Source organism: Kitasatospora sp. NPDC006697, from assembly GCF_042869935.1.
In the GTDB taxonomy this organism is placed as follows: Bacteria; Actinomycetota; Actinomycetes; order Streptomycetales; family Streptomycetaceae; genus Kitasatospora.
In genome coordinates, this window is sequence record NZ_JBIAGU010000044.1 from 44,227 (window position 1) to 61,798 (window position 17,572).

The 17,572-nt window shown below is 74.2% G+C and carries 18 protein-coding genes; 5 read left to right on the forward strand and 13 right to left on the reverse strand.

Annotated features, from left to right (window positions below; all coding sequences use genetic code 11):
* Positions 1–222: 222 nt before the first annotated feature.
* From ACFYNO_RS38145 to ACFYNO_RS38195, 11 genes are all read right to left on the reverse strand, one after another.
* Complete coding sequence (locus ACFYNO_RS38145; protein ID WP_388022571.1) at positions 223–1,917, reverse strand: LCP family protein; 1,695 nt, start codon at positions 1,915–1,917, stop codon at positions 223–225.
* A complete protein-coding gene (locus ACFYNO_RS38150; RefSeq protein WP_388022572.1) occupies positions 1,910–2,521 on the reverse strand; it encodes a DUF6542 domain-containing protein in 612 nt (203 codons plus the stop codon). Before ACFYNO_RS38150 ends, ACFYNO_RS38145 begins: the two co-directional genes overlap by 8 nt.
* 423 nt (positions 2,522–2,944) lie before the next feature.
* Positions 2,945–3,748 carry an HAD family hydrolase gene (locus ACFYNO_RS38155; RefSeq protein WP_388022574.1) on the reverse strand — a complete coding sequence of 268 codons (804 nt, stop codon included), beginning with the start codon at positions 3,746–3,748 and terminating at the stop codon, positions 2,945–2,947.
* On the reverse strand, positions 3,745–5,019 hold the full coding sequence (gene serS, locus ACFYNO_RS38160; protein WP_388022575.1) for a serine--tRNA ligase: 1,275 nt from the start codon (positions 5,017–5,019) through the stop codon (positions 3,745–3,747). Before serS ends, ACFYNO_RS38155 begins: the two co-directional genes overlap by 4 nt.
* A 456-nt stretch (positions 5,020–5,475) precedes the next feature.
* On the reverse strand, positions 5,476–6,411 hold the full coding sequence (pheA, locus tag ACFYNO_RS38165) for a prephenate dehydratase (RefSeq protein ID WP_388022576.1): 936 nt from the start codon (positions 6,409–6,411) through the stop codon (positions 5,476–5,478).
* A gap of 147 nt (positions 6,412–6,558) precedes the next feature.
* Complete coding sequence (efeB, locus tag ACFYNO_RS38170) at positions 6,559–7,767, reverse strand: iron uptake transporter deferrochelatase/peroxidase subunit (protein WP_388022578.1); 1,209 nt, start codon at positions 7,765–7,767, stop codon at positions 6,559–6,561.
* A 34-nt stretch (positions 7,768–7,801) separates the two neighbouring features.
* Entirely contained in the window at positions 7,802–9,775 is a 1,974-nt protein-coding gene (locus tag ACFYNO_RS38175) for a copper resistance CopC/CopD family protein (RefSeq protein ID WP_388022580.1), read from the reverse strand.
* 7 nt (positions 9,776–9,782) lie between these two features.
* Positions 9,783–10,259 (reverse strand): copper chaperone PCu(A)C, encoded by a 477-nt coding sequence (locus ACFYNO_RS38180; RefSeq protein ID WP_388022581.1) that lies wholly within the window; start codon positions 10,257–10,259, stop codon positions 9,783–9,785.
* A complete protein-coding gene (locus tag ACFYNO_RS38185; protein ID WP_388022583.1) occupies positions 10,259–10,936 on the reverse strand; it encodes an SCO family protein in 678 nt (225 codons plus the stop codon). Before ACFYNO_RS38185 ends, ACFYNO_RS38180 begins: the two co-directional genes overlap by 1 nt.
* Before the next feature lie 87 nt (positions 10,937–11,023).
* Positions 11,024–11,758 carry a YcnI family protein gene (locus ACFYNO_RS38190; protein WP_388022585.1) on the reverse strand — a complete coding sequence of 245 codons (735 nt, stop codon included), beginning with the start codon at positions 11,756–11,758 and terminating at the stop codon, positions 11,024–11,026.
* A 107-nt stretch (positions 11,759–11,865) separates the two neighbouring features.
* Positions 11,866–12,693 (reverse strand): hypothetical protein, encoded by an 828-nt coding sequence (locus ACFYNO_RS38195; RefSeq protein ID WP_388022588.1) that lies wholly within the window; start codon positions 12,691–12,693, stop codon positions 11,866–11,868.
* Positions 12,694–12,923: 230 nt separating this feature from the next.
* Here ACFYNO_RS38195 and ACFYNO_RS38200 point away from each other — a divergent pair, with 230 nt between their 5' ends.
* Together ACFYNO_RS38200 and ACFYNO_RS38205 are read left to right on the forward strand one after the other, a co-directional pair.
* Complete coding sequence (locus tag ACFYNO_RS38200; protein WP_388022591.1) at positions 12,924–13,565, forward strand: ATP-binding protein; 642 nt, start codon at positions 12,924–12,926, stop codon at positions 13,563–13,565.
* A 55-nt stretch (positions 13,566–13,620) separates the two neighbouring features.
* Positions 13,621–13,872, forward strand: coding sequence for a hypothetical protein (locus tag ACFYNO_RS38205; RefSeq protein WP_388022594.1), 252 nt, complete (start codon positions 13,621–13,623; stop codon positions 13,870–13,872).
* On the opposite strand, the gene ACFYNO_RS38210 is transcribed toward ACFYNO_RS38205, so the two are convergent.
* Positions 13,873–15,042, reverse strand: coding sequence for an acyl-CoA dehydrogenase family protein (locus ACFYNO_RS38210; RefSeq protein ID WP_388022596.1), 1,170 nt, complete (start codon positions 15,040–15,042; stop codon positions 13,873–13,875).
* A gap of 150 nt (positions 15,043–15,192) precedes the next feature.
* Between ACFYNO_RS38210 and ACFYNO_RS38215 the strand changes: the two genes are divergently transcribed.
* Entirely contained in the window at positions 15,193–15,834 is a 642-nt protein-coding gene (locus ACFYNO_RS38215; RefSeq protein ID WP_388022597.1) for a TetR family transcriptional regulator C-terminal domain-containing protein, read from the forward strand.
* A gap of 31 nt (positions 15,835–15,865) precedes the next feature.
* Here ACFYNO_RS38215 and ACFYNO_RS38220 read toward each other — a convergent pair whose 3' ends face one another.
* Positions 15,866–16,102: a DUF5302 domain-containing protein gene (locus tag ACFYNO_RS38220; protein ID WP_388022600.1), complete on the reverse strand. Its 237-nt coding sequence runs from the start codon at positions 16,100–16,102 to the stop codon at positions 15,866–15,868.
* A 341-nt stretch (positions 16,103–16,443) separates the two neighbouring features.
* Here ACFYNO_RS38220 and ACFYNO_RS38225 point away from each other — a divergent pair, with 341 nt between their 5' ends.
* Together ACFYNO_RS38225 and ACFYNO_RS38230 are read left to right on the forward strand one after the other, a co-directional pair.
* A complete protein-coding gene (locus ACFYNO_RS38225; protein ID WP_388022603.1) occupies positions 16,444–16,989 on the forward strand; it encodes a hypothetical protein in 546 nt (181 codons plus the stop codon).
* Between the two features lie 81 nt (positions 16,990–17,070).
* On the forward strand, positions 17,071–17,571 hold the full coding sequence (locus ACFYNO_RS38230) for an FBP domain-containing protein (protein WP_388022606.1): 501 nt from the start codon (positions 17,071–17,073) through the stop codon (positions 17,569–17,571).
* Position 17,572 lies beyond the last annotated feature (1 nt).

A 17,572-nucleotide genomic window follows, 5' to 3' on the forward strand; every position in this document is an offset into this window, starting at 1 on the left:
CGGATGGGAGACGGCGACCGGTCACCCGGGTGCTGCGGGTTGCTCACGCATCCGCTTGGTGGCCGGCGCTCTCATCTTGCTTGGCCGACCACCGTGCCCGGCTATGACGTCAGGAATGAGAGCTGCCTGGTCAGCGGCGCTGTCAAGTCTCATGTCCGCTGCCTCCCTACAGCGCGGGGCCGCGCCCTCCGGCCCGGCCCCCAGCACACCCGCGCCCCACCCCTAGTCCACGCAGGCGATCCCGCCCATCTGCACCGCCGGCCCGACCTGCTGCACGCTCGCAGGGTCCGCCGCGGGGGCGCTCGCCCCGGCGGTGCCCGCCGTGCTCGGGGCGGCCGAGGCGGCGCCGGAGCCGGCCGGGGCGGTGTAGTCGGCGCCGAGCAGCACCTCGATGTGGCCGGCCTTCACGGTGCTGCTCGGGGTCGCGGTCACGTTGTAGCGGGCGGCCACGAGGGAGGCCGCGTCCTTCTCGCCCGTGCCGTAGAGCACCGTGGTGGTGCCCTGCCTGGTGCCCTGGCCGACCCTGCCCGGGGTGAAGCCGAGCGCGACCAGGGCCTTGGACTCACTGCCGGCCGCGCCGGAGACGGTGGAGGTGTTGACGACGTCCACGGTCCCGGTCGCCTTGGCACTCGCGCCCGCGCTCGCACTGGCGCCCGCACCCGCGCTCGGCGCCGCGGGAGGCGGGGCGGCCGGGGACGGCGCGGCCGTGGAGCCGCTGTCCACGGTGTTGCCCGCAGGCGCGTCGTGTCCGGTCAGCTGGTCGACGATCTTCTTGACCTGCGCCGGGTCGACCTTGTTGACGTCCTCCTTGGTGCCGCCCACGTCCACCGTGGCGAACCCGGCGATCGGCAGGGTGATCGCGGTGACGTGACCGCCCGCCAGGTTGGGCGCCTGCTGGGCGAAGTCGAGCACGTTCCACCGGTCGTCCAGCACCACGTCCTGCTTCACCACGCCGAACAGGCCCTGCATCTTGTTGAAGTCGCCCACCACGCCCTGGTCCTTCAGCTTCTTGATCACCGAGGAGATGAAGGCCTGCTGGCGGTGGGTGCGGGCGAAGTCGCCGAAGTCGCTGGGGTCGTTCGGGTTGACCAGGTTGTGGCGCTGGCGGACGAAGGAGAGCGCCTGGGCGGCGTTCAGCGTGTTGACGCCGGCCTGGAAGTCGGCGCCCGAGCCCTGGCCGGTCATCGCCGGGTCCTTGGTGGCCCGCTTGAGGCAGACCTGGATCGGGCCGACCGCCTGCGCGATGTCGTAGAAGCCCTTGAGGTTGACCTCGGCGAAGTGGTCGATCGGGATGTCGAGGAACTTCTGCACGGTGGCCAGGGTGGCCTTGCGGCCCGCGTCCCGGCTCTGCTTCTCCATGTCCGCCTTGGAGAGGCCCTTGCCCGAGTTCCTGGACTCGAACATCGACTTGGCGATGCCGTAGGCCTCCTTGATCTTGTGCATCCGGCCGTCGGCCTCGTACGTCTGCACGTAGTCGTCGCGCGGGATGGAGATCGCGGTCACCTGGCCGCCGTTGGCCGGGATGTGCATCACCATCAGGGTGTTGGTGTTGTAGCCGCCGACGTCGCTGCTGGAGCCGGCGTGCAGCTCGTCCTGGACGAACTGGCCCGGCAGGTCGTTGCCGTTCATGTCCTTGCGGCTGTCCAGGCCGATCAGCAGCAGGTTGACCGAGTTGTCCAGGTGCGGCGGGGCCGCCTTCTTGATGTCGTCCAGCGCGTTGGACGTGGTCAGGCCGTCGGTCAGCGAGGTGTAGGCGTACCAGCTGAAGCCGCAGGTGCCCAGCACCGCCAGCGAGGTCGCGCAGGCGGCCGTGCGCCCGGCCATCACCAGCGGCTTGGGACGGCGGCTCGACGCGGGCCCGGACCCGGACGCGGACTTGCGCCGGCCGGCGGCCCGGGGGCCGTTCTGCTCAGCCACGGGGGCTCCTTCGGTCTCGGACGGTGCGCACCAGGATGACCAGCAGCGCCGCGCCCATGGCGTACAGCATCACCGGGAACCCCTGGATGGCCCACTTGGCGGCGCCGGTGGCGAGCTTCTTGCTGCCCTTGTAGTCGTCCGAGTGGGCGAGGTAGGCAGTGGCGGCCGTGACGAGCAGCACTATCGGCGGCGGCGCGGGCAGCACCCACCACCAGCCGGCCCGGCTGCAGGTCCAGGCCGCCCCGGCGGTGCCGAGCACGCTGCACAGCAGCAGTCCCCAGCCCGCCATGCCCAGGCCGAGGAGCTGGTCCGCGAGTCCGCCGAGCACCGGCAGGCCGACCGCCAGCAGCAGCGCCGTACCGCTGAACGGGCGGGCTTGCGCCGCACCCCCGCGCGCCGTCCGGCGCGCGTCCGCGCGGCGCTGCTGCGCCCGGCCGCCCTGCTGCGGGGCGGCCGCCCGCCGGTCCTCCTCGCGGTGGCCGGCCGCCCGGTGACCGGCCGGCTGCCCCTCCGGGGCCCGCCGCTGGGCAGGCGGACGGCCATGACCGGCGGTCCCACGTCCGGTGGCCCCGCCCTCGGGTGCGCGTACCCGCTGTCCTGCCATGCTTCCTGCCTCTGTGATCGGCCGGCAACGCCGGAAGCCGCCTCGGGCGACCGTCCGCCGTTCGCCGGTCGCACCATGGTGCCCCAGCGACCCCCCGGTCCGGTTCCGCCGTCGGAGCGCGGCTCGTGTCGTCCTCATACTGAAGACGGCCGAGCACGCTGAGTGGTTGCAACAGTTGCGCAGCTTAGCAAGTGTTCCGTGATTGTCATACGGCCCCGGCGGCCCGCTGGCCGCACTGGCCGCGGCCCCCGGGCGGGCCGGAGCGGGAGCCGGGAGCGGAGCGGCCCTGAGGGGGCGTCAATCACGCGGCAAATCGCCCTGGAACAGGCGATTCCATCGGCCGCACAGGGCCGGGAACGCGACGGAGGATCCGGGGGAGTGCTCCCCCGGATCCTCCGTTCGTGCGAATCCTTGCGGGCCGCCTCAGCGGAACAGGCGCTCCAGCACCACGGCCACGCCGTCCTCGGCGTTGCTCAGCGTCACCTCGTCGGCTATCGCCAGCAGCTCGGGGTGGGCGTTGCCCATCGCCACGCCGTAGCCGGCCCAGCGGAACATCGGCAGGTCGTTGGGCATGTCGCCGAAGGCGATGGTGTCGGCCGCGGCCAGGCCGAGCCGGCGGGCCGCGACGGCCAGGCCGGTGGCCTTGGACAGGCCCAGCGGAAGCAGCTCGACGATGGCCGGACCGGCCACCACGGGGGTGACCAGCTGGCCGACCACCCGCTGGGCGGTCTCGCAGAGCTGGTCGTCCGTCAGCTCGGCGTGCTGGACGTACATCTTGCTGATCGGCTCGGTCAGCAGCTCGCGCGGCTCCTCGACCCGTAGCACCGGCAGGTCCGGGTTGGAGAGCCGGTAGCCGGCGGTGGCGACCACCTCGCCCTCGACGCCGTCCCGGCTGGCCGCCAGGGCCAGCGGGCCGACCTCGGCGGACAGCTTCTCCAGCGCCAGCGCCGCCACCTGCCGGTCCAGGGTCATCGAGGTGAGCAGCCGGTGCTCACCCGAGTCGTAGACCTGGGCGCCCTGGCCGCAGACCGCCAGGCCGGTGTAGCCGACCCGGTCGAGCACCGGCCGGGCCCAGGAGGCCGACCGGCCGGTGACCACGATGTGCACCGCGCCGGCCGCCACGGCGGTGGCCAGTGCGGCGACGGTGCGCTCGGTGACGGTGCCCTCGGGCGTGAGCAGCGTGCCGTCCAGGTCGGTGGCGACCAGCCGGTACGGCAGCGCGGTCACTTGACCGGGTCCAGCGTGGTCCGGCCGCCCATGAAGGGCCGCAGCGCCTCGGGCAGCACCACGCTGCCGTCGGCCTGCTGGTGGTTCTCCAGCAGCGCGACGATCAGCCGGGGGATCGCCGCCAGGGTGCCGTTCAGGGTGGCGAGCGGACGGACCTGGCCGCTCTCGCGCATCCGGATCGACAGCCGGCGGGACTGGTACTCGGTGGTGTTGGAGGTCGAGGTGACCTCGCGGTACTTGCCCTGGGTCGGGATCCAGGCCTCGATGTCGAACTTCCGGGCGGCGGAGGCGCCCAGATCGCCGGAGGCGACGTCGATCACCCGGTAGGGCAGCTCCAGCGCGTTGAGGAAGTCCTTCTCCCACTGGAGCAGGCGGCGGTGCTCGGCCTCCGCCTCCTCCGGCGTGGTGTAGACGAACATCTCGACCTTCTCGAACTGGTGCACCCGGATGATGCCCCGGGTGTCCTTGCCGTAGGTCCCGGCCTCGCGGCGGAAGCAGGAGGAGAAGCCCGCGTAGCGCAGCGGCAGCTGGCCGGCCTCCAGGATCTCGTCCATGTGGTAGGCGGCCAGCGGGACCTCGCTGGTGCCGACCAGGTAACGGTCCTCCTGGGGCAGGTGGTAGACGTTCTCGGCGGCCTGGCCGAGGAAGCCGGTGCCGTCCATCGCCGCCGGGCGGACCAGCGCCGGGGTGATCATCGGGATGAAGCCCAGCGCGGTGGCCTGGGCCATCGCCATGTTCACCAGGGCCAGCTCCAGCAGCGCGCCGGCACCGGTCAGGTAGTAGGACCGGGAGCCGGCCACCTTGGCGCCGCGCTCCATGTCGATGGCGCCCAGCAGCGAGCCGAGCTCCACGTGGTCGCGCGGCTCGAAGCCCTCGGCGGCGAAGTCGCGCGGGGTGCCGATCTCCTCGAGGGTGACGAAGTCCTCCTCGCCGCCGATCGGGGCGGCGGGGTCGAGCAGGTTGGCGAGCGAGCGGAGCAGCCGCTCGGCCTCCTCCTTCGCCTCGCTCTGCTCGGCGTCGGCGGCCTTCACCTCGGCGGCCAGCTCCTTGGTGCGCTGCAGCAGGGCGGCCTTCTCCTCGCCCTGGGCCCTGGCGACCTGCTTGCCGAGGCCCTTCTGCTCGTTGCGCAACTCGTCGAAGCGGCTGCCCGACGAGCGGCGGCGCTCGTCGGCGGCGATCAGGGCGTCGACCAGGTCGACGTCCTCTCCACGGGCGCGCTGCGAGGCGCGCACTCGGTCGGGGTCCTCACGGAGCAGGCGAAGGTCAATCACGGGGCCAGCCTACCGGGCAGCCGACCGCCCTGTGGATAACCTGTGGATAACCGCGCCGTGAAGATCGCCGTCGCGCTTCTGTCCACAGGCGGTTCGGGAACCCTGTGGATTTCCGGGCTGTCGGGAAACTCTCAGGCCATTTCTGCGATATCCGGGTTTCAAACCCGGATTCGCCTGCACAGTCGAGGGAATTAGTCCACTCGGACGGGTGATTTGTCGGCACAAGGGTGACTCTGGTGCCATGAGTCCGATCTACGGCGCTTCCCGATGATCCGACCGGACCTGGGAGTGGCTTAGCCGTTTTGTCGACTCATCCCCAGACCTGTGGATAACTACCGGGTCAGCGCCCCTGTGCACAACTGTGGATGACTGTGGACAGCCGACCGCCCCGGGCGGTGGATCCACCCGGGGCGGCGAGCAGCCTGTGGACAACTCGGCGGTCGCCCGCCGACGGGTTCAGCGTTCGCCGCGCCCGTCCAGGCAACGGGACAGCCAGTCGGCGGCCTGGTCGAAGTCCTCGTCCGAGGTGCCCGGCTGCCGCGCCGTCGGCTCGCGCCCGTCGGCCCGCGGATAGGAGCCGAGGAAGCGGATCTGCGGGCAGATCCGCTTCAGCCCCATCAGCGTCTCGCTCACCCGCCGCTCGGTCAGGTGCCCCTCGCAGTCCAGCGAGAAGCAGTAGTTCCCGAGCCCCTGCCCGGTCGGCCGGGATTCGATCCGCATCAGGTTGACCCCGCGCACCGCGAATTCCTGCAGCAGTTCCAGCAGCGCACCGGGGTGGTTGTCACCGAGCCAGACCACCATCGAGGTCTTGTCCGCCCCGGTCGGCGAGGAGACCCGCCCGGGCCGGCCGACCAGCACGAACCGGGTGGTGGCACTGGCCTCGTCGTGGATCTCGGTGGCCAGCGCCTCCAGGCCGTAGAGCGCGGCGGCGAACTCGCCCGCGAAGGCGCCGTCCGCCTGCCCGTCCTGGACCAGCCGGGCCCCCTCGGCGTTGGAGGAGGCCGGCTCCCAGACCGCGTCCGGCAGGTTCTCGGCGAGCCAGCGGCGCACCTGCGGCTGGGCCACTGGGTGGCTGGTGACCCGCTTGACGTCGGCCAGGCCGGTGCCCGGGCGGACCAGCAGCGCGAAGGTGATCGGCAGCAGCACCTCGCGGTAGATCATCAGCGGCGCGCCGGTGGCCAGCTCGTCGGCGGTCGCGGTGACCGCGCCCTCCACCGAGCTCTCGATCGCCACGAAGGCGCCCGCCGCCTCGCCGACCCGCACCGCGTCCAGCGCCGCCTGCACCGAGGGCAGCGGGACCAGCTCCCGGGTGGCCGCCTCCGGCAGGGTGTGCAGCGCGGCCTCGGTAAAGGTGCCGGCGGGTCCGAGGTAGGTGTAGCGGGTGGCCGACATGTCCGAGCCTCCGTTGCGTCGTCCGTCGCCGTTCTGGCCTGCCACCTTAGTCAGTCCGCGGCGGCGCCGGGGCGCCGTCCCGGACTGCGGGCAGGACTCCAGCGGCCCTGCCGCCGGGGCTCCGGCCGGCCTCGACGGGCGCTGCGGTCAGGACTCCAGCAGTGCCTGCCCCAGGTAGCCCCCGTCCGGCACCCCGGGCAGCACCGCGTACAGCCCGCTCGCCTCGTGCCGCAGGAAGGTGGTCAGCACGTCCCCGCGCGAGAGCGAGCGCTGCACCGGCACGAAGCCGTGCGCCGGGTCGGCCTGGAACGCCAGGAAGAGCAGCCCGGCGTCCGGCGCGCCGTCCGCCCGCACCCCGTCCGCGTACGAGAAGCCGCGCCGCAGCATCGCCGCACCGCCGTTGGAGGCCGGCGCGGCCAGTCGGACGTGGGCGTCCGGCGGGACCGCCGGCCCGCCGTCCGGGCCCTGCTTGGCCAGGTCCACCGGGGTGGTCTCGGTACCGCCGGAGAGCGGCGCGCCGTCCGACTTCCGCCGCCCGACGATCCGCTCCTGACGGTCCGTCGACAGCTTCTCCCAGTTGTCCAGCAGCATCCGGATCCGGCGGAAGACCAGGTAGCTGCCGCCGGCCAGCCAGTCCGGGCCGGTGGCGAAGACCTTGGCGGCGAAGTCGGGGTCGGTGGGCTTGGGGTTGTTGGTGCCGTCGACCTGGCCCATCAGGTTGCGGCCGGTGCGCGGCTGCGCGGTCGCGCCGGGGGAGCGCGAGAAGCCCGACATCTGCCAGCGCACGGTCGCGGTGCCGGCCGCCTGCTGCTGCAGTACCCGCAGCGCGTGGAAGGCGACCAGCGCGTCGTCGGCGCCGACCTGGAGGAAGAGGTCGCCGTCGCTGCGCGCGCGGTCGATCGCGTCCTGCGGGAAGTCCGGCAGCGCGGCCAGCTGGGGCGGCCGCCGCGCGGTCAGGCCGAGCCGGTCGAAGAACGCGGCACCCAGGCCCAGCGTCACGGTCAGCGAGCTGGGGCCGGCGTCCAGCGCCACCTGGTTCTCGTCCGGCCCGGCCGGCTCGCCGAGCGCCAGGCTGCCCGCTGTGGCGGTCCACCGCCGGAACAGCTGCTGCACCGACTGCCGGGTGGCGCCGGGGGCCAGGTCCAGCGCGGCCAGCTCCACCCGGGCCTGCTGCGGCTGCAGGATGCCCGCCTGGTGCGGCCCGTGGAACTCCACCCGGGCCGCGCCGAGCCGCACCGGGTGCGGCTGCGCGGGCACGGCCACGGCCCGGCCGAAGGCGCCCGCCGCGGCCCCGGCGGCCAGGCCGGCGCCGGCCCCGCCGATCAGGGCGCGGCGGGAGAAGCCGGCGTACTTCATCGGGTGCTCCTGCCTTGGCGGCGGTGACGGTGCGTCACCGGACGGTCAGCTGCTTGGTCTCGGTGTCCTGGTCGATGTCGTCGGACCGGACCACCACGGCGGCCACCCACTCACCGGCGATCGGCAGCTGGGCGGTGCCGGTCCAGGTGCCGGTGCCGTTCTTGACCAGGGCGACCGGCAGCGGCCCGAGGTCGCGGTCCGGCAGGGTGAACGAGACCTGGGTCTCCGGCACGTCGACCGGGGCGCCCGAGGAGTCGGCGACCACCAGGGTCAGCTGGTTGCCGCCGACCGCCGCCGGACTGACCGTCAGGGTGGCGGTGCCCTTGCCGCCCGGGCCCTTGCCGCCGGTGTCGTAGGGCAGCTTCAGCTGGACCGGCTGCCCGCCGCCGGGGGCGGCCGTGCCGGCGGCCGCCGGAGCCGCGGCCCCGGTCAGCTGCCCGGCCACCCGGCCGGGCGGGGAGTTGGTCAGGATCGTGGTCACCACCAGCACGCCGACCGCGATCGCCGCCTCCACCAGCACCGAGCGCCGCAGCCCGGCCTGCACCGGGGAGCCCTCCTGGGCCCGGCGCACCTTGGCCCGCTCCAGCGCGGCCCGCTGCCGCTCCAGCTGCGCCCGCCGCTCGGGGGCGGTCTCGTCCTCGGCCCCGGTTTCACTCCCGGTGTCGCCCTCGGTGACCGGGACGTCGGCCGGCTCGACTTCCTGCGCGCCCGCGGCCGGCCCAGCCGTCCGCAGCAGCCCGGTCCAGCGCCGGGAGAACCAGGCCGTGCCCACCATGAGCACCACCAGCCCGACCTTGACCAGCACCAGCTGCCCGTACTCCGTGCCGGTCAGCGCCGACCAGGAGCCGACGCCCCGCCAGGCCTGGTAGATCCCGGTCCCGACCAGCACCGCCACCGAGACCATCGCCACCGTGGAGAACCGCGCCGCCACCGCGGCCCCGGCCCCGTGCCGCAGCCCGACCAGCAGCGCCACCAGCCCGCCCAGCCAGCAGGCCATCGCCACCAGGTGCAGCAGGTCGAACGGCAGCGCCAGCCCGACCTGGATGCCCACCGCGGCGTGGTCCGCCGCCGCCCAGGTGGCCGCCAGCCCGAAGGCCAGCAGCAGCCCGCCGACCCCGAGCGCGATCCGCGCCTCGCGCTGCGGCCGCTCGGCGGCCCGCCGCTCCAACTCGCGCAGCTCCCGCTCCTCCGGGTCCAGCGCCTCCCCGTCCTCGGGCCGGTCCGTGCTCTCGGCGCCCAGCTGCCCGACCAGCAGCGAGAGGAAGACCCCGCCCGCCGCCAGCAGCAGCAGCCGGGCCGCCAGCGCCGTGCCCAGCCGCTCGTTCAGCGTGGACCGCACCAGCGTCAGGTCCAGCACCTGCCCGAGCCCGGTCCCGCGCTCGTACGGCCCGCGCAGCAGCAGCACCGCCACGGTGGCGGCCAGCAGCGCCACCCAGCCGCCCATCAGCAGCCGCTGCACCGCCCGCACCGCGGCCCCGCGCGGCCAGCAGACCAGCACGAACGCGGCCACCCCGACCAGCAGCGCGAACGCCCCGTAGGCCACCGCCCGCCCGGTCCCGTACAGCGCGGCCACCGTGGAGTCGGCGTTCTCGCCCTGCACCGTGGCCGGGTTGACGCTGGTGTCGGAGGGCGCGCCGATCGAGAAGGTGAACGCCCCGCCGACCGGGTGGGTGTCCTCCGAGACCGCCCGCCAGGCCACCGTGTAGGTCCCGTTGCCCAGGCCCGGCCGCAGCCCGACGGTGGCGGTGTCGCCCTTGCCGTCCGCGTGGCCCGGGCTGCCGGTGTCCACCTGCTTGCCGGCCGGGTCGAGCACCCGCACCGAGTCGCCGGAGAGCGTCACGCTCTCGCTGAAGGTGAGCGTGACGGCGGCCGGCTCGGTCGCCACCACCGAGTTCTGCTCCGGATCGGTGCGCAGCAGCGCGGCGTGCGCGCTGGCGGCGCCGGCGCTGCCCAGCAGCAGGAGCAGCGCGGCCGTCAGGGTGGTGAACCAGGCAAGGGCTTTGCGCATCGGTGGGTCAGCTCCCGGGACGGTAGGTGAGCGGCTTGACCGGAACCCGGACGGCGATGGTGCCGCCCTTCGCGAAGGTGAGGTCGAGTTCGAGCTGGTCGCCGACGGCCGGCGGCTTCTGCCACCCCATGATCATCAGGTGCGCGCCGCCGCGGGCCAGCGTCAGGGTGCCGCGGGCCGGCACGTCCATGCTCGCCACCTCGGCCATGCTGGTGTCGGTGGAGCGGTGCAGGGTGACCGAGCTGGCGCCCGGGCTGCTCACCCCGACCAGGGTGTCCTGGCTGGAGCCGGTGTTGCGGACCGTCAGGTAGCCGGCCGCCATGCCGTCGCCGGGCGGCAGCGGGATGTAGGAGTCGGCGACGCTGAGCGCCACGGCCGGCCCGGACCGCGCCGAGCCGCCGTCGGCCACGGCTATCGCCCCGGCCGTCAGCACGGCCGCCAGGCCGGCGCCGGCCAGCGCCAGTCGGTTGAACCGGAGGGCCATCAGGCCGGCACCCCCTTGGCGAGCAGCGGCAGGTCGTGGGCGAAGACGTCCTGGCTGGTGTTGCTCAGGTAGAGCACGTGCGCCTTGTCGTCGGACGGGAAGAAGGCCAGCACCTGCGCGCCGTGCGAGGAGGTGACGGTGCCGTCCTTGTTGACCACCGGGTCCTCGACCAGGACGCCGAGCGACTTGGCGGCGGCCTTCACCTTGTCCAGGTCGCCGGTCATGCCGATGAAGTCCTTGTCGAAGGAGTCCAGCCAGGTGCGCAGCACCTTGGTGGTGTCCCGCTGCGGGTCGGTGGAGACGAAGACCACGTCGATCTTGGCCCGCTCCTCGGCCGTCAGCTTCTGCATCGCCACGCCGATGTCGCCCATGGTGGTCGGGCAGACGTCCGGGCAGCTGGTGTAGCCGAAGAAGAGCAGGGTGGTCCTGCCGGCGGTGCGCTGGCGCAGGTCGAAGGGCTGGCCGCTGGTGTCGCTCAGGGTCAGGTCCGGCTTGTCGAAGTGCTTGCCCAGCACCGTGCCCTGGTACGGCGAGTTGCTGGCCTCCTTGGAGACGACGGCGGCGGCGCCGGAGTTCGACGGCGTGCCGGAGCCGCAGGCGGTCAGCGAGAGCGCGGCGGTCAGGGCGAGGGCGGCGGCCGCGGCGAGGCGGCGGCGCGGGGCGGTCGGCAGGGGCATGGCGTGGGTCCTTCGGGATCGCGTGCGGGTGCGCGGGAGGGGGCCCGCCGGGGCCGCCGGTCGGCGGCGGCCCCGGCGGGCGGCGGATCAGGAGGCGGAGCCCTTGCGGCGCAGGCCGAGCACGCCGAGCCCGGCGCCGATCACGCCGACCACGATGCCGACCACGCCCAGGGTGCGGGCGGTGGAGTCGTCGGACTTCGCCGAGGCGGTGCCGGCGGCCGCGCCGTCCTGGGAGGCCGTCACCTGGCCGGCCGGGCCGGGCGAGGCGGTGGCCGCGGCCTTGGTCAGCTTCAGCACGGGCGCCGGGTGGGCCGGCTCGGGCTGGCCCTCCTTGGCCTCGTCGATCCACCGGACCACGGTGCCGTCGTCCTTGGTCTGCAGCGCCTTGAAGACCAGCTGGTCGGTGTCGCCGGGCAGCGGGCCGAAGGAGACCTTGAACTCCTGGAACTGGCCGGGGCCGATCTTGCCGGTGGCGTCGGCGGTCCAGGTGATCTTGGAGACGGCGGTGGTGATGCTGCCGTCGTCGGTCTTGATCGGGTTGGGCAGCTGGCTCTTGTCCACCTGCACGGTCCAGCCCGGCAGCGGCTGGGTGGAGACCGAGGCGATCGGGTGGTCGGTCGGGAGGCTGACCTCCAGCTTCACGGTGCTGGCGGTGTCGCTCTCGTCCGGCACCCGGAAGGCGACGGCGGTGTAGCCGCCCTGGGTGGCGGTGCCGGGCTGCACGGTGACGTGCGCGAAGGCGGGCACGGCGGTGGCCAGCACGGTGCCGGCGGCGAGCAGGACGGCGCCGGCACTGAGACGGCGGGCGGGAAGCGAACGCATCGTGGCGATCTCCATCTGGGGCGGGGCACACGGGTGCCCCGGGACTGTGGGGTGCTGCGGTCAACGGCGCGTGGCGCGCCGGTGCCGCCCCCGCAGTCGGGTGTGGCTCAGCGCGCCCAGGCCGGTGCGGGCGGCCCGCGCCGGATCACGCTGTGCCGCAGCACCACTGCCAACGGCAGCCGGTGCCGTTCGGTGCGCCGCCGCGGCCGGCTCGGCGCCCCGGACGGCCGCAGGCCCAGCAGCGCGCTGAGCAGCGCCAGCGCGCGGTAGAGCGGCGCCGTCCAGCGGGTCAGCTCGCGGGCCGCCCGGCCGGTGCTGCGCACCGCGCGCCAGACGGCCGCCTCGCCGCACCGCAGCCACCAGCCCGCGACGGCCGCGGCCAGCAGGTGGCCGAGCAGCATCAGCGGGGTCAGGCCGAGCAGCCACCACGGTCCGGCGTGCGCCATCGGGGCGCCCGCCTGGTAGGCGTGCGGGTCCAGGCCGGCCGCGCCGACCAGGGCCGCCGCGTCGGTGCCGGCCGGCAGGGTGCCGCGCATCCCGGGCATGTCGTTGCAGACCAGCCGGCCGGCCACCTGGTCCACCGTCAGGCCGGCGCCCATCGCGGCGTGCCCGGCGGCGTGGAAGAGCAGGTGCAGGCCGAGCTGGCCGAGGCCGAGCACGGCCGCGATGCCGCCCAGCGAGCGCTCCCGGCCGCCGAGCGCGGCGGCGGGCAGCAGCACGGCGGCGAAGCCCGCCGCCAGCGTGCCGGGGGCCACCGGGCCGCCCTGCGCGAGGTGGTGGCCGAGCGCCGCGATCAGCGTGCAGACCAGGGCGAACGGCACCGCGCGCAGCAGCCGCAGGTCCCAGCCCGCGCCGCCGGGCCGCGCGGGCACGCCGCAGGCCCGGGGGGCCGGCTCGGCGGTGCCCGGTTGCGGGGCGGGGCGGTGGCTGCTCATGGCCGGGACATCATCTCATCGGGCCGCCGCCGCACCGGGGGCGGGTGGGACGGCGGGCCGGAACAACTCCTTCGGCCGCGGCGCGCGTCCGGTGCCGCGCGCCGCGGGGCACGCCACGCCGCCGAGGTCCATCCGCCGAACGGGCGGTCCGCCCGCCGACCCACGGTTCACCGCGCTCAGGCGAGGCAATACCTAGTTGTATGTGGAGCCCGAGCCAGGAGGGACCGGTCGTGGACATCTGGTGGACTCTGCATCTCAAGCGCGAACCGGCCAGCGTGCCGCTCGCCCGGCGGATCCTGCTGAACACCCTGGCCACGGCCGGAGTGGCGGACCCGGTCGCCCAGGACCTCGCGCTGGCCCTCACCGAGGCCTGCGCCAACGCGGTGGAGCACGCGAGCGGCCGGGACGGCTTCCAGGTGACCGCGGCGCTGGACGGCGAACTGCTGCGGATCGAGGTGGTCGACTCCGGCCCCGGCCTGCCCGCCGGCCCCCGCCTGCTGCGCCCGCCGCACCCGGTGGCCGCCCCCTGCCAGCCCCCGGCCGGGGGTGCCGCCGTGCTCGCCCCGCACGGCCGCCCGCGCCGCCGCCGCGGCCGCGCCTCGCTCCCCGCCCCGGGCCCGGCGCACCGCCCCCGCGCCACCGCCTACGACACCCACGTCCTGCCGGCCCGCGCCGCCACCCCGGCGGCGCTGCGCCTGCCGGACCTGGACCACCTGCCCGACCCCGCGGCCGAGAGCGGCCGCGGCCTCTTCCTGATCCGCGCCCTCACCGACCACGTCCGGCTGCACAACCACCCCCAGCGCGGCGCGATCGTCAGCTTCGAGAAGCACCTGCGCCGCCCGGCCGACCCGGTGCTGCGGGCCGCCTCCTGAGCCTGCCCGGCCCACTCGCCTAGCGTCGGCCCCGGACCGGGCGCACTGTGGATACATGTTGCATCGGATGTACGCCGAGTACGGCGACCAGGGCCGAACCGGCCCGGTGAAGCAGTGGCACATGGTCCAGGACGAGAAGCACACGGGCCTGTGCGGACGCGAACTGGCCGAGGGCTCGGCCACCAGGGACTCCACCGAGTGGGGCCGCACCGACGAGCCGTGCTGCCGCCAGTGCGGGGTGGTCTGGTTCCAGTCCGTCCCGTTCCTGGCGGACGAGCACGACCGCACGTCCTACCTCAACAAGTGATCAGCGGTAGGCCGCCGTCCCGGTGATCGCCTCCCCCAGCACCAGGGTGTGGATCTCGCTGGTCCCCTCGTAGGTCAGCACCGACTCCAGGTTGTTGGCGTGCCGCAGCACCGGGTAGGCGGTGGTGATGCCGTTGGCGCCCAGCACGGTCCGGGCGCTGCGGGCGATCTCCAGCGCCGTGCGCACGTTGTTGAGCTTGCCGAAGCTGATGTGCGCCGCACGGGCCGCGCCGGCCTCCTTCAGCCGGCCGACCCGCCAGGCCACCAGATGGGCCTTCTCCAGCTCCAGCGCCATCTCGACCAGCTTCTCCTGGGTGAGCTGGAAGCCGGCGATCGGGCGGCCGAACTGCACCCGGCTCTTGGCGTACTCCAGCGCCGACCGGTAGCAGTCCCGGGCCGCCCCCACGGTGCCCCAGAGGATGCCGTAGCGCGCCTCGTTCAGGCAGGAGAGCGGCCCGCGCAGCCCGTTGACCTCCGGCAGCACGGCGTCGCCGGGCAGCACCACCCCGTCGAAGTGCAGTTCGCTGGTGACCGAGGCGCGCAGCGAGAGCTTGCCGTGCACGTCGGTCGCCGTGAAGCCGCGGCTGCCGCTCGGCACCAGGAACCCGCGCACGCCCTGCTCGGTCTGCGCCCAGACCACGGCGACGTCGGCGACGCTGCCGTTGGTGATCCACATCTTGGTGCCGTTCAGCACCCAGTCGTCGCCCTTGCGGTGCGCGGTGGTGCGCATCCCGGCCGGGTCGGAGCCGAAGTCCGGCTCGGTCAGCCCGAAGCAGCCGATCGCCCGCCCCGCGGCCAGCTCCGGCAGCCACTGCTGCTTCTGCTCCTCGGAGCCGAAGGCGTGGATCGCCCGCATCGCCAGCGAGCCCTGCACCGAGACGAAGCTGCGCAGCCCGGAGTCGGCCGCCTCCAGCTCCAGGCAGGCCGCGCCGTAGGCCACCGCGCCGGCCCCGGCGCAGCCGTAGCCCTCCAGGTGCATGCCGAGCAGTCCGAGGCGCCCCAGTTCGGGTGCGAGTTCGCGGGCGGGGAAGACCCCGCGCTCGAACCAGTCGCCGATCTCGGGGCGGATCCGGTCGTCGGTGAACCGGCGCACGGTGGCCTGGATCAGCCGCTCCTCCTCGGTGAGGAGGTCGCCGACGGCGAGCAGGTCGAGCGGGTCGGGTCCGGTCATGCGAACACTCCCTGGTGAGTGAGGGTTACTGAGGGGTTTTCGTGTGCCGCACCATCCGTATCAGCCTTTACGCTGGCGGGAAAGCAGTGTGCGGAGCAGTGCGCGCGGGCGCCCCGCTGCCGCGTTTCACGGGAAAGACGGTGGTGGGCAGTGACGGATCCCACGACGGACGGCCGGGTGCAGAAGGGCAACGAGACCCGGCGGCTGGTGCTCTCGCGCGCGGTCGCGATCGCCTCGGTCGAGGGACTCGGCGGCCTGTCGCTCGGCCGGCTGGCCACCGAGCTGGAGCTCAGCAAGAGCGGGGTGTTCGCGCTCTTCGGTTCCAAGGAGGAGCTGCAGCTGGCCACCGTCCGGGCCGCTCAGCGGATCTACTGGGACGCGGTGCTCGCGCCGGTGCAGCCACTGCCGTCGGGCATCGGCCGGATCTGGGCGCTGTCCGTGCAGTGGCTGGAGTACTCGCGCACCCGGGTCTTCCCCGGCGGCTGCTTCTTCTACGCGGTGGGCGCGGAGTTCGACGCCCAGCCGGGCCGGGTGCGGGACGCCCTGGCGGAGGCCAGCCTGGCCTGGCAGCGGATCGTGCTGGAGGAGCTGAAGGCGGCGAGAGCCGCCGGCGAACTGCGCTCCGACGCCGATCTGGAGCAGCTGGCCTTCGAACTGACCAGCTACCTGGAGATGGCCAACGCGCTCTCCCTGCTGCACGGTGACGAGACCCCGTACCAGCGGGCCCGCCGCTCGGTGCAGCTGCTGCTCAGCTCGGAGGCGGAGGACGGGACGACGGTGCCCGCGGCCTGAGCCGCGGGCACCGCTGCGTTCCCCGGGGCGGTCAGCCGCCGCTCTTGCGGCGGAAGGTGCGCTTGCCGCCCGCCGCCCCGTGGGTGCCGTGGATCTTGGAGTCGCCGGACTTGCCGCCGCCGGCGGCGCCCTTGGCGCCGTGCTTGCGCTCCAGGGCGGCCAGGAACTTGGCCTTCACGTCGTCGTCGGCGGGGGCGGCGGCGGGCTCGGCGGCTGCGTCGCCGGGGCCCTCCTGCGGCTCGGCCGCGGTTGCCTCGGTGCTGGTCATCCGAACCTCCTGGACGTAAGGCTGCGCTGGTGCTGGAGTCACTGTGTCATGCCGCGCGGCCGACGTGCCGTCACTTTCCGCCGCTCCGGGCGGGCCGGTCGCGGTAGTTCGGTCCGCCGATGAAGTAGAGCAGCGCCAGGGTGGGGAAACCCAGGGACGCCACGGAGACCAGGATCGCTTCCCACCACATGTGCGTTCGCCCGCCTTAGTGTGAAATGTCCGTTCTATGAACCTAGGCGACCTTCGAACGTGCTTCCAGCCGACCCGCCGGGGCCGCCCCGTCCGGGCGAACCGCGGCCGGGCGCTGTCCGCCGGCGGCCCGGGCGGCGCAGACTGGGGCCATGCAGGTAGAGCTGGCCGCCGTGCCGACCCCGCCGGGCCTGGGCTTCGCCGCGGCCACCCCCGAGGCGGTGGTGCTGCTGGACGGCCGCCCCGCGGCCGCCGCGCCCTCCGCCGAGTGCCGGCACGGCACCGCCTGGTTCGTCCGCCGGCTCGGCGTGCACCTGCTGGCCCGGCTGACCGACCGTCCGGACCGCTCGATCGCCGAGTGCCTGGCGGACGCCGTGGCCGAGACCGCCGCGCTGCACGGTGGCCGATGCGACCTGGCCGACCCGGCCAAGGCGCCGGCGGCCGCGGTGCTGGCCGCCCGGCTGCACGGGGCCTCGCTGGAGTACCTGGTGCTCGGCGCCGGGCGGGTACTGACGCTGGAGCTGGAGCAGGACGGGAAGTCGGTGCTGCTGGTGGCGGACGAGGACGGCGCCCCGCATCCGGTCGGGGCCTCGCCGCGGGCGGCCGAGCGGGCGCGGACCGGGTTCACGCCCCTGGCCGCGCTGCGGGAGCTGTCGGTGCGGGAGAACGGCGGGGTGCTGCTGCGCGCGGTGGTCTGACGGGGTGTCGGCGGTGGCTCCGCCCAGCCTAGAGCAGTTATTCCTTTGCCTAGAGTCTCTAGGCAATTTAGAGTCGCTGCCATGAAGCCAGTCACCGATCAGGACATCCGCGCCTCCTTCGTCAACTGCTCCAAGGGCGAGGCCAAGCGGCTCAACCTCCCGCGCGACCTGGCCGAGCAGCCCTGGGACGAACTGGACTTCCTCGGCTGGCGCGACCCGGGCGCGCCGGAGCGCAGCTACCTGGTGCTGGAGCGGGACGGCGGGCTGACGGGGCTGGCGCTGCGCTTCTCCGCCCAGCAGCGCGGCTTCCTGCGCAGCAACATCTGCAGCCTCTGCCTCACCTTGCACAGCGGCAACGGCGTCTCGCTGCTCGCCGCCCGCAAGGCCGGCGCGGCGGGCCGCGAGGGCAACTCGGTCGGCGCCTACATGTGCACCGACCTCGCCTGCTCGCTCTACATCCGCGGCCGCCGCCAGCCGTTCGGCACGGGCGGCCGGATCCAGGAGTCGCTGACGCTGGAGCAGCAGTGCGACCGCCTGCGCGCCAACCTGGACGCCTTCGTGGCCAAGGTGCTGGCTCCGTGAG

Coding starts and splice junctions, on each gene's coding strand:
- ACFYNO_RS38150 (WP_388022572.1), bottom strand. CDS start 2,521: ATGGCAGGACAGCGGGTACGCGCACCCGAGGGCGGGGCCACCGGACGT.
- pheA (WP_388022576.1), bottom strand. CDS start 6,411: ATGTCGGCCACCCGCTACACCTACCTCGGACCCGCCGGCACCTTTACC.
- efeB (WP_388022578.1), bottom strand. CDS start 7,767: ATGAAGTACGCCGGCTTCTCCCGCCGCGCCCTGATCGGCGGGGCCGGC.
- ACFYNO_RS38175 (WP_388022580.1), bottom strand. CDS start 9,775: ATGCGCAAAGCCCTTGCCTGGTTCACCACCCTGACGGCCGCGCTGCTC.
- ACFYNO_RS38180 (WP_388022581.1), bottom strand. CDS start 10,259: ATGGCCCTCCGGTTCAACCGACTGGCGCTGGCCGGCGCCGGCCTGGCG.
- ACFYNO_RS38185 (WP_388022583.1), bottom strand. CDS start 10,936: ATGCCCCTGCCGACCGCCCCGCGCCGCCGCCTCGCCGCGGCCGCCGCC.
- ACFYNO_RS38190 (WP_388022585.1), bottom strand. CDS start 11,758: ATGCGTTCGCTTCCCGCCCGCCGTCTCAGTGCCGGCGCCGTCCTGCTC.
- ACFYNO_RS38195 (WP_388022588.1), bottom strand. CDS start 12,693: ATGAGCAGCCACCGCCCCGCCCCGCAACCGGGCACCGCCGAGCCGGCC.
- ACFYNO_RS38205 (WP_388022594.1), top strand. CDS start 13,621: ATGTTGCATCGGATGTACGCCGAGTACGGCGACCAGGGCCGAACCGGC.
- ACFYNO_RS38210 (WP_388022596.1), bottom strand. CDS start 15,042: ATGACCGGACCCGACCCGCTCGACCTGCTCGCCGTCGGCGACCTCCTC.
- ACFYNO_RS38220 (WP_388022600.1), bottom strand. CDS start 16,102: ATGACCAGCACCGAGGCAACCGCGGCCGAGCCGCAGGAGGGCCCCGGC.
- ACFYNO_RS38225 (WP_388022603.1), top strand. CDS start 16,444: ATGCAGGTAGAGCTGGCCGCCGTGCCGACCCCGCCGGGCCTGGGCTTC.
- ACFYNO_RS38230 (WP_388022606.1), top strand. CDS start 17,071: ATGAAGCCAGTCACCGATCAGGACATCCGCGCCTCCTTCGTCAACTGC.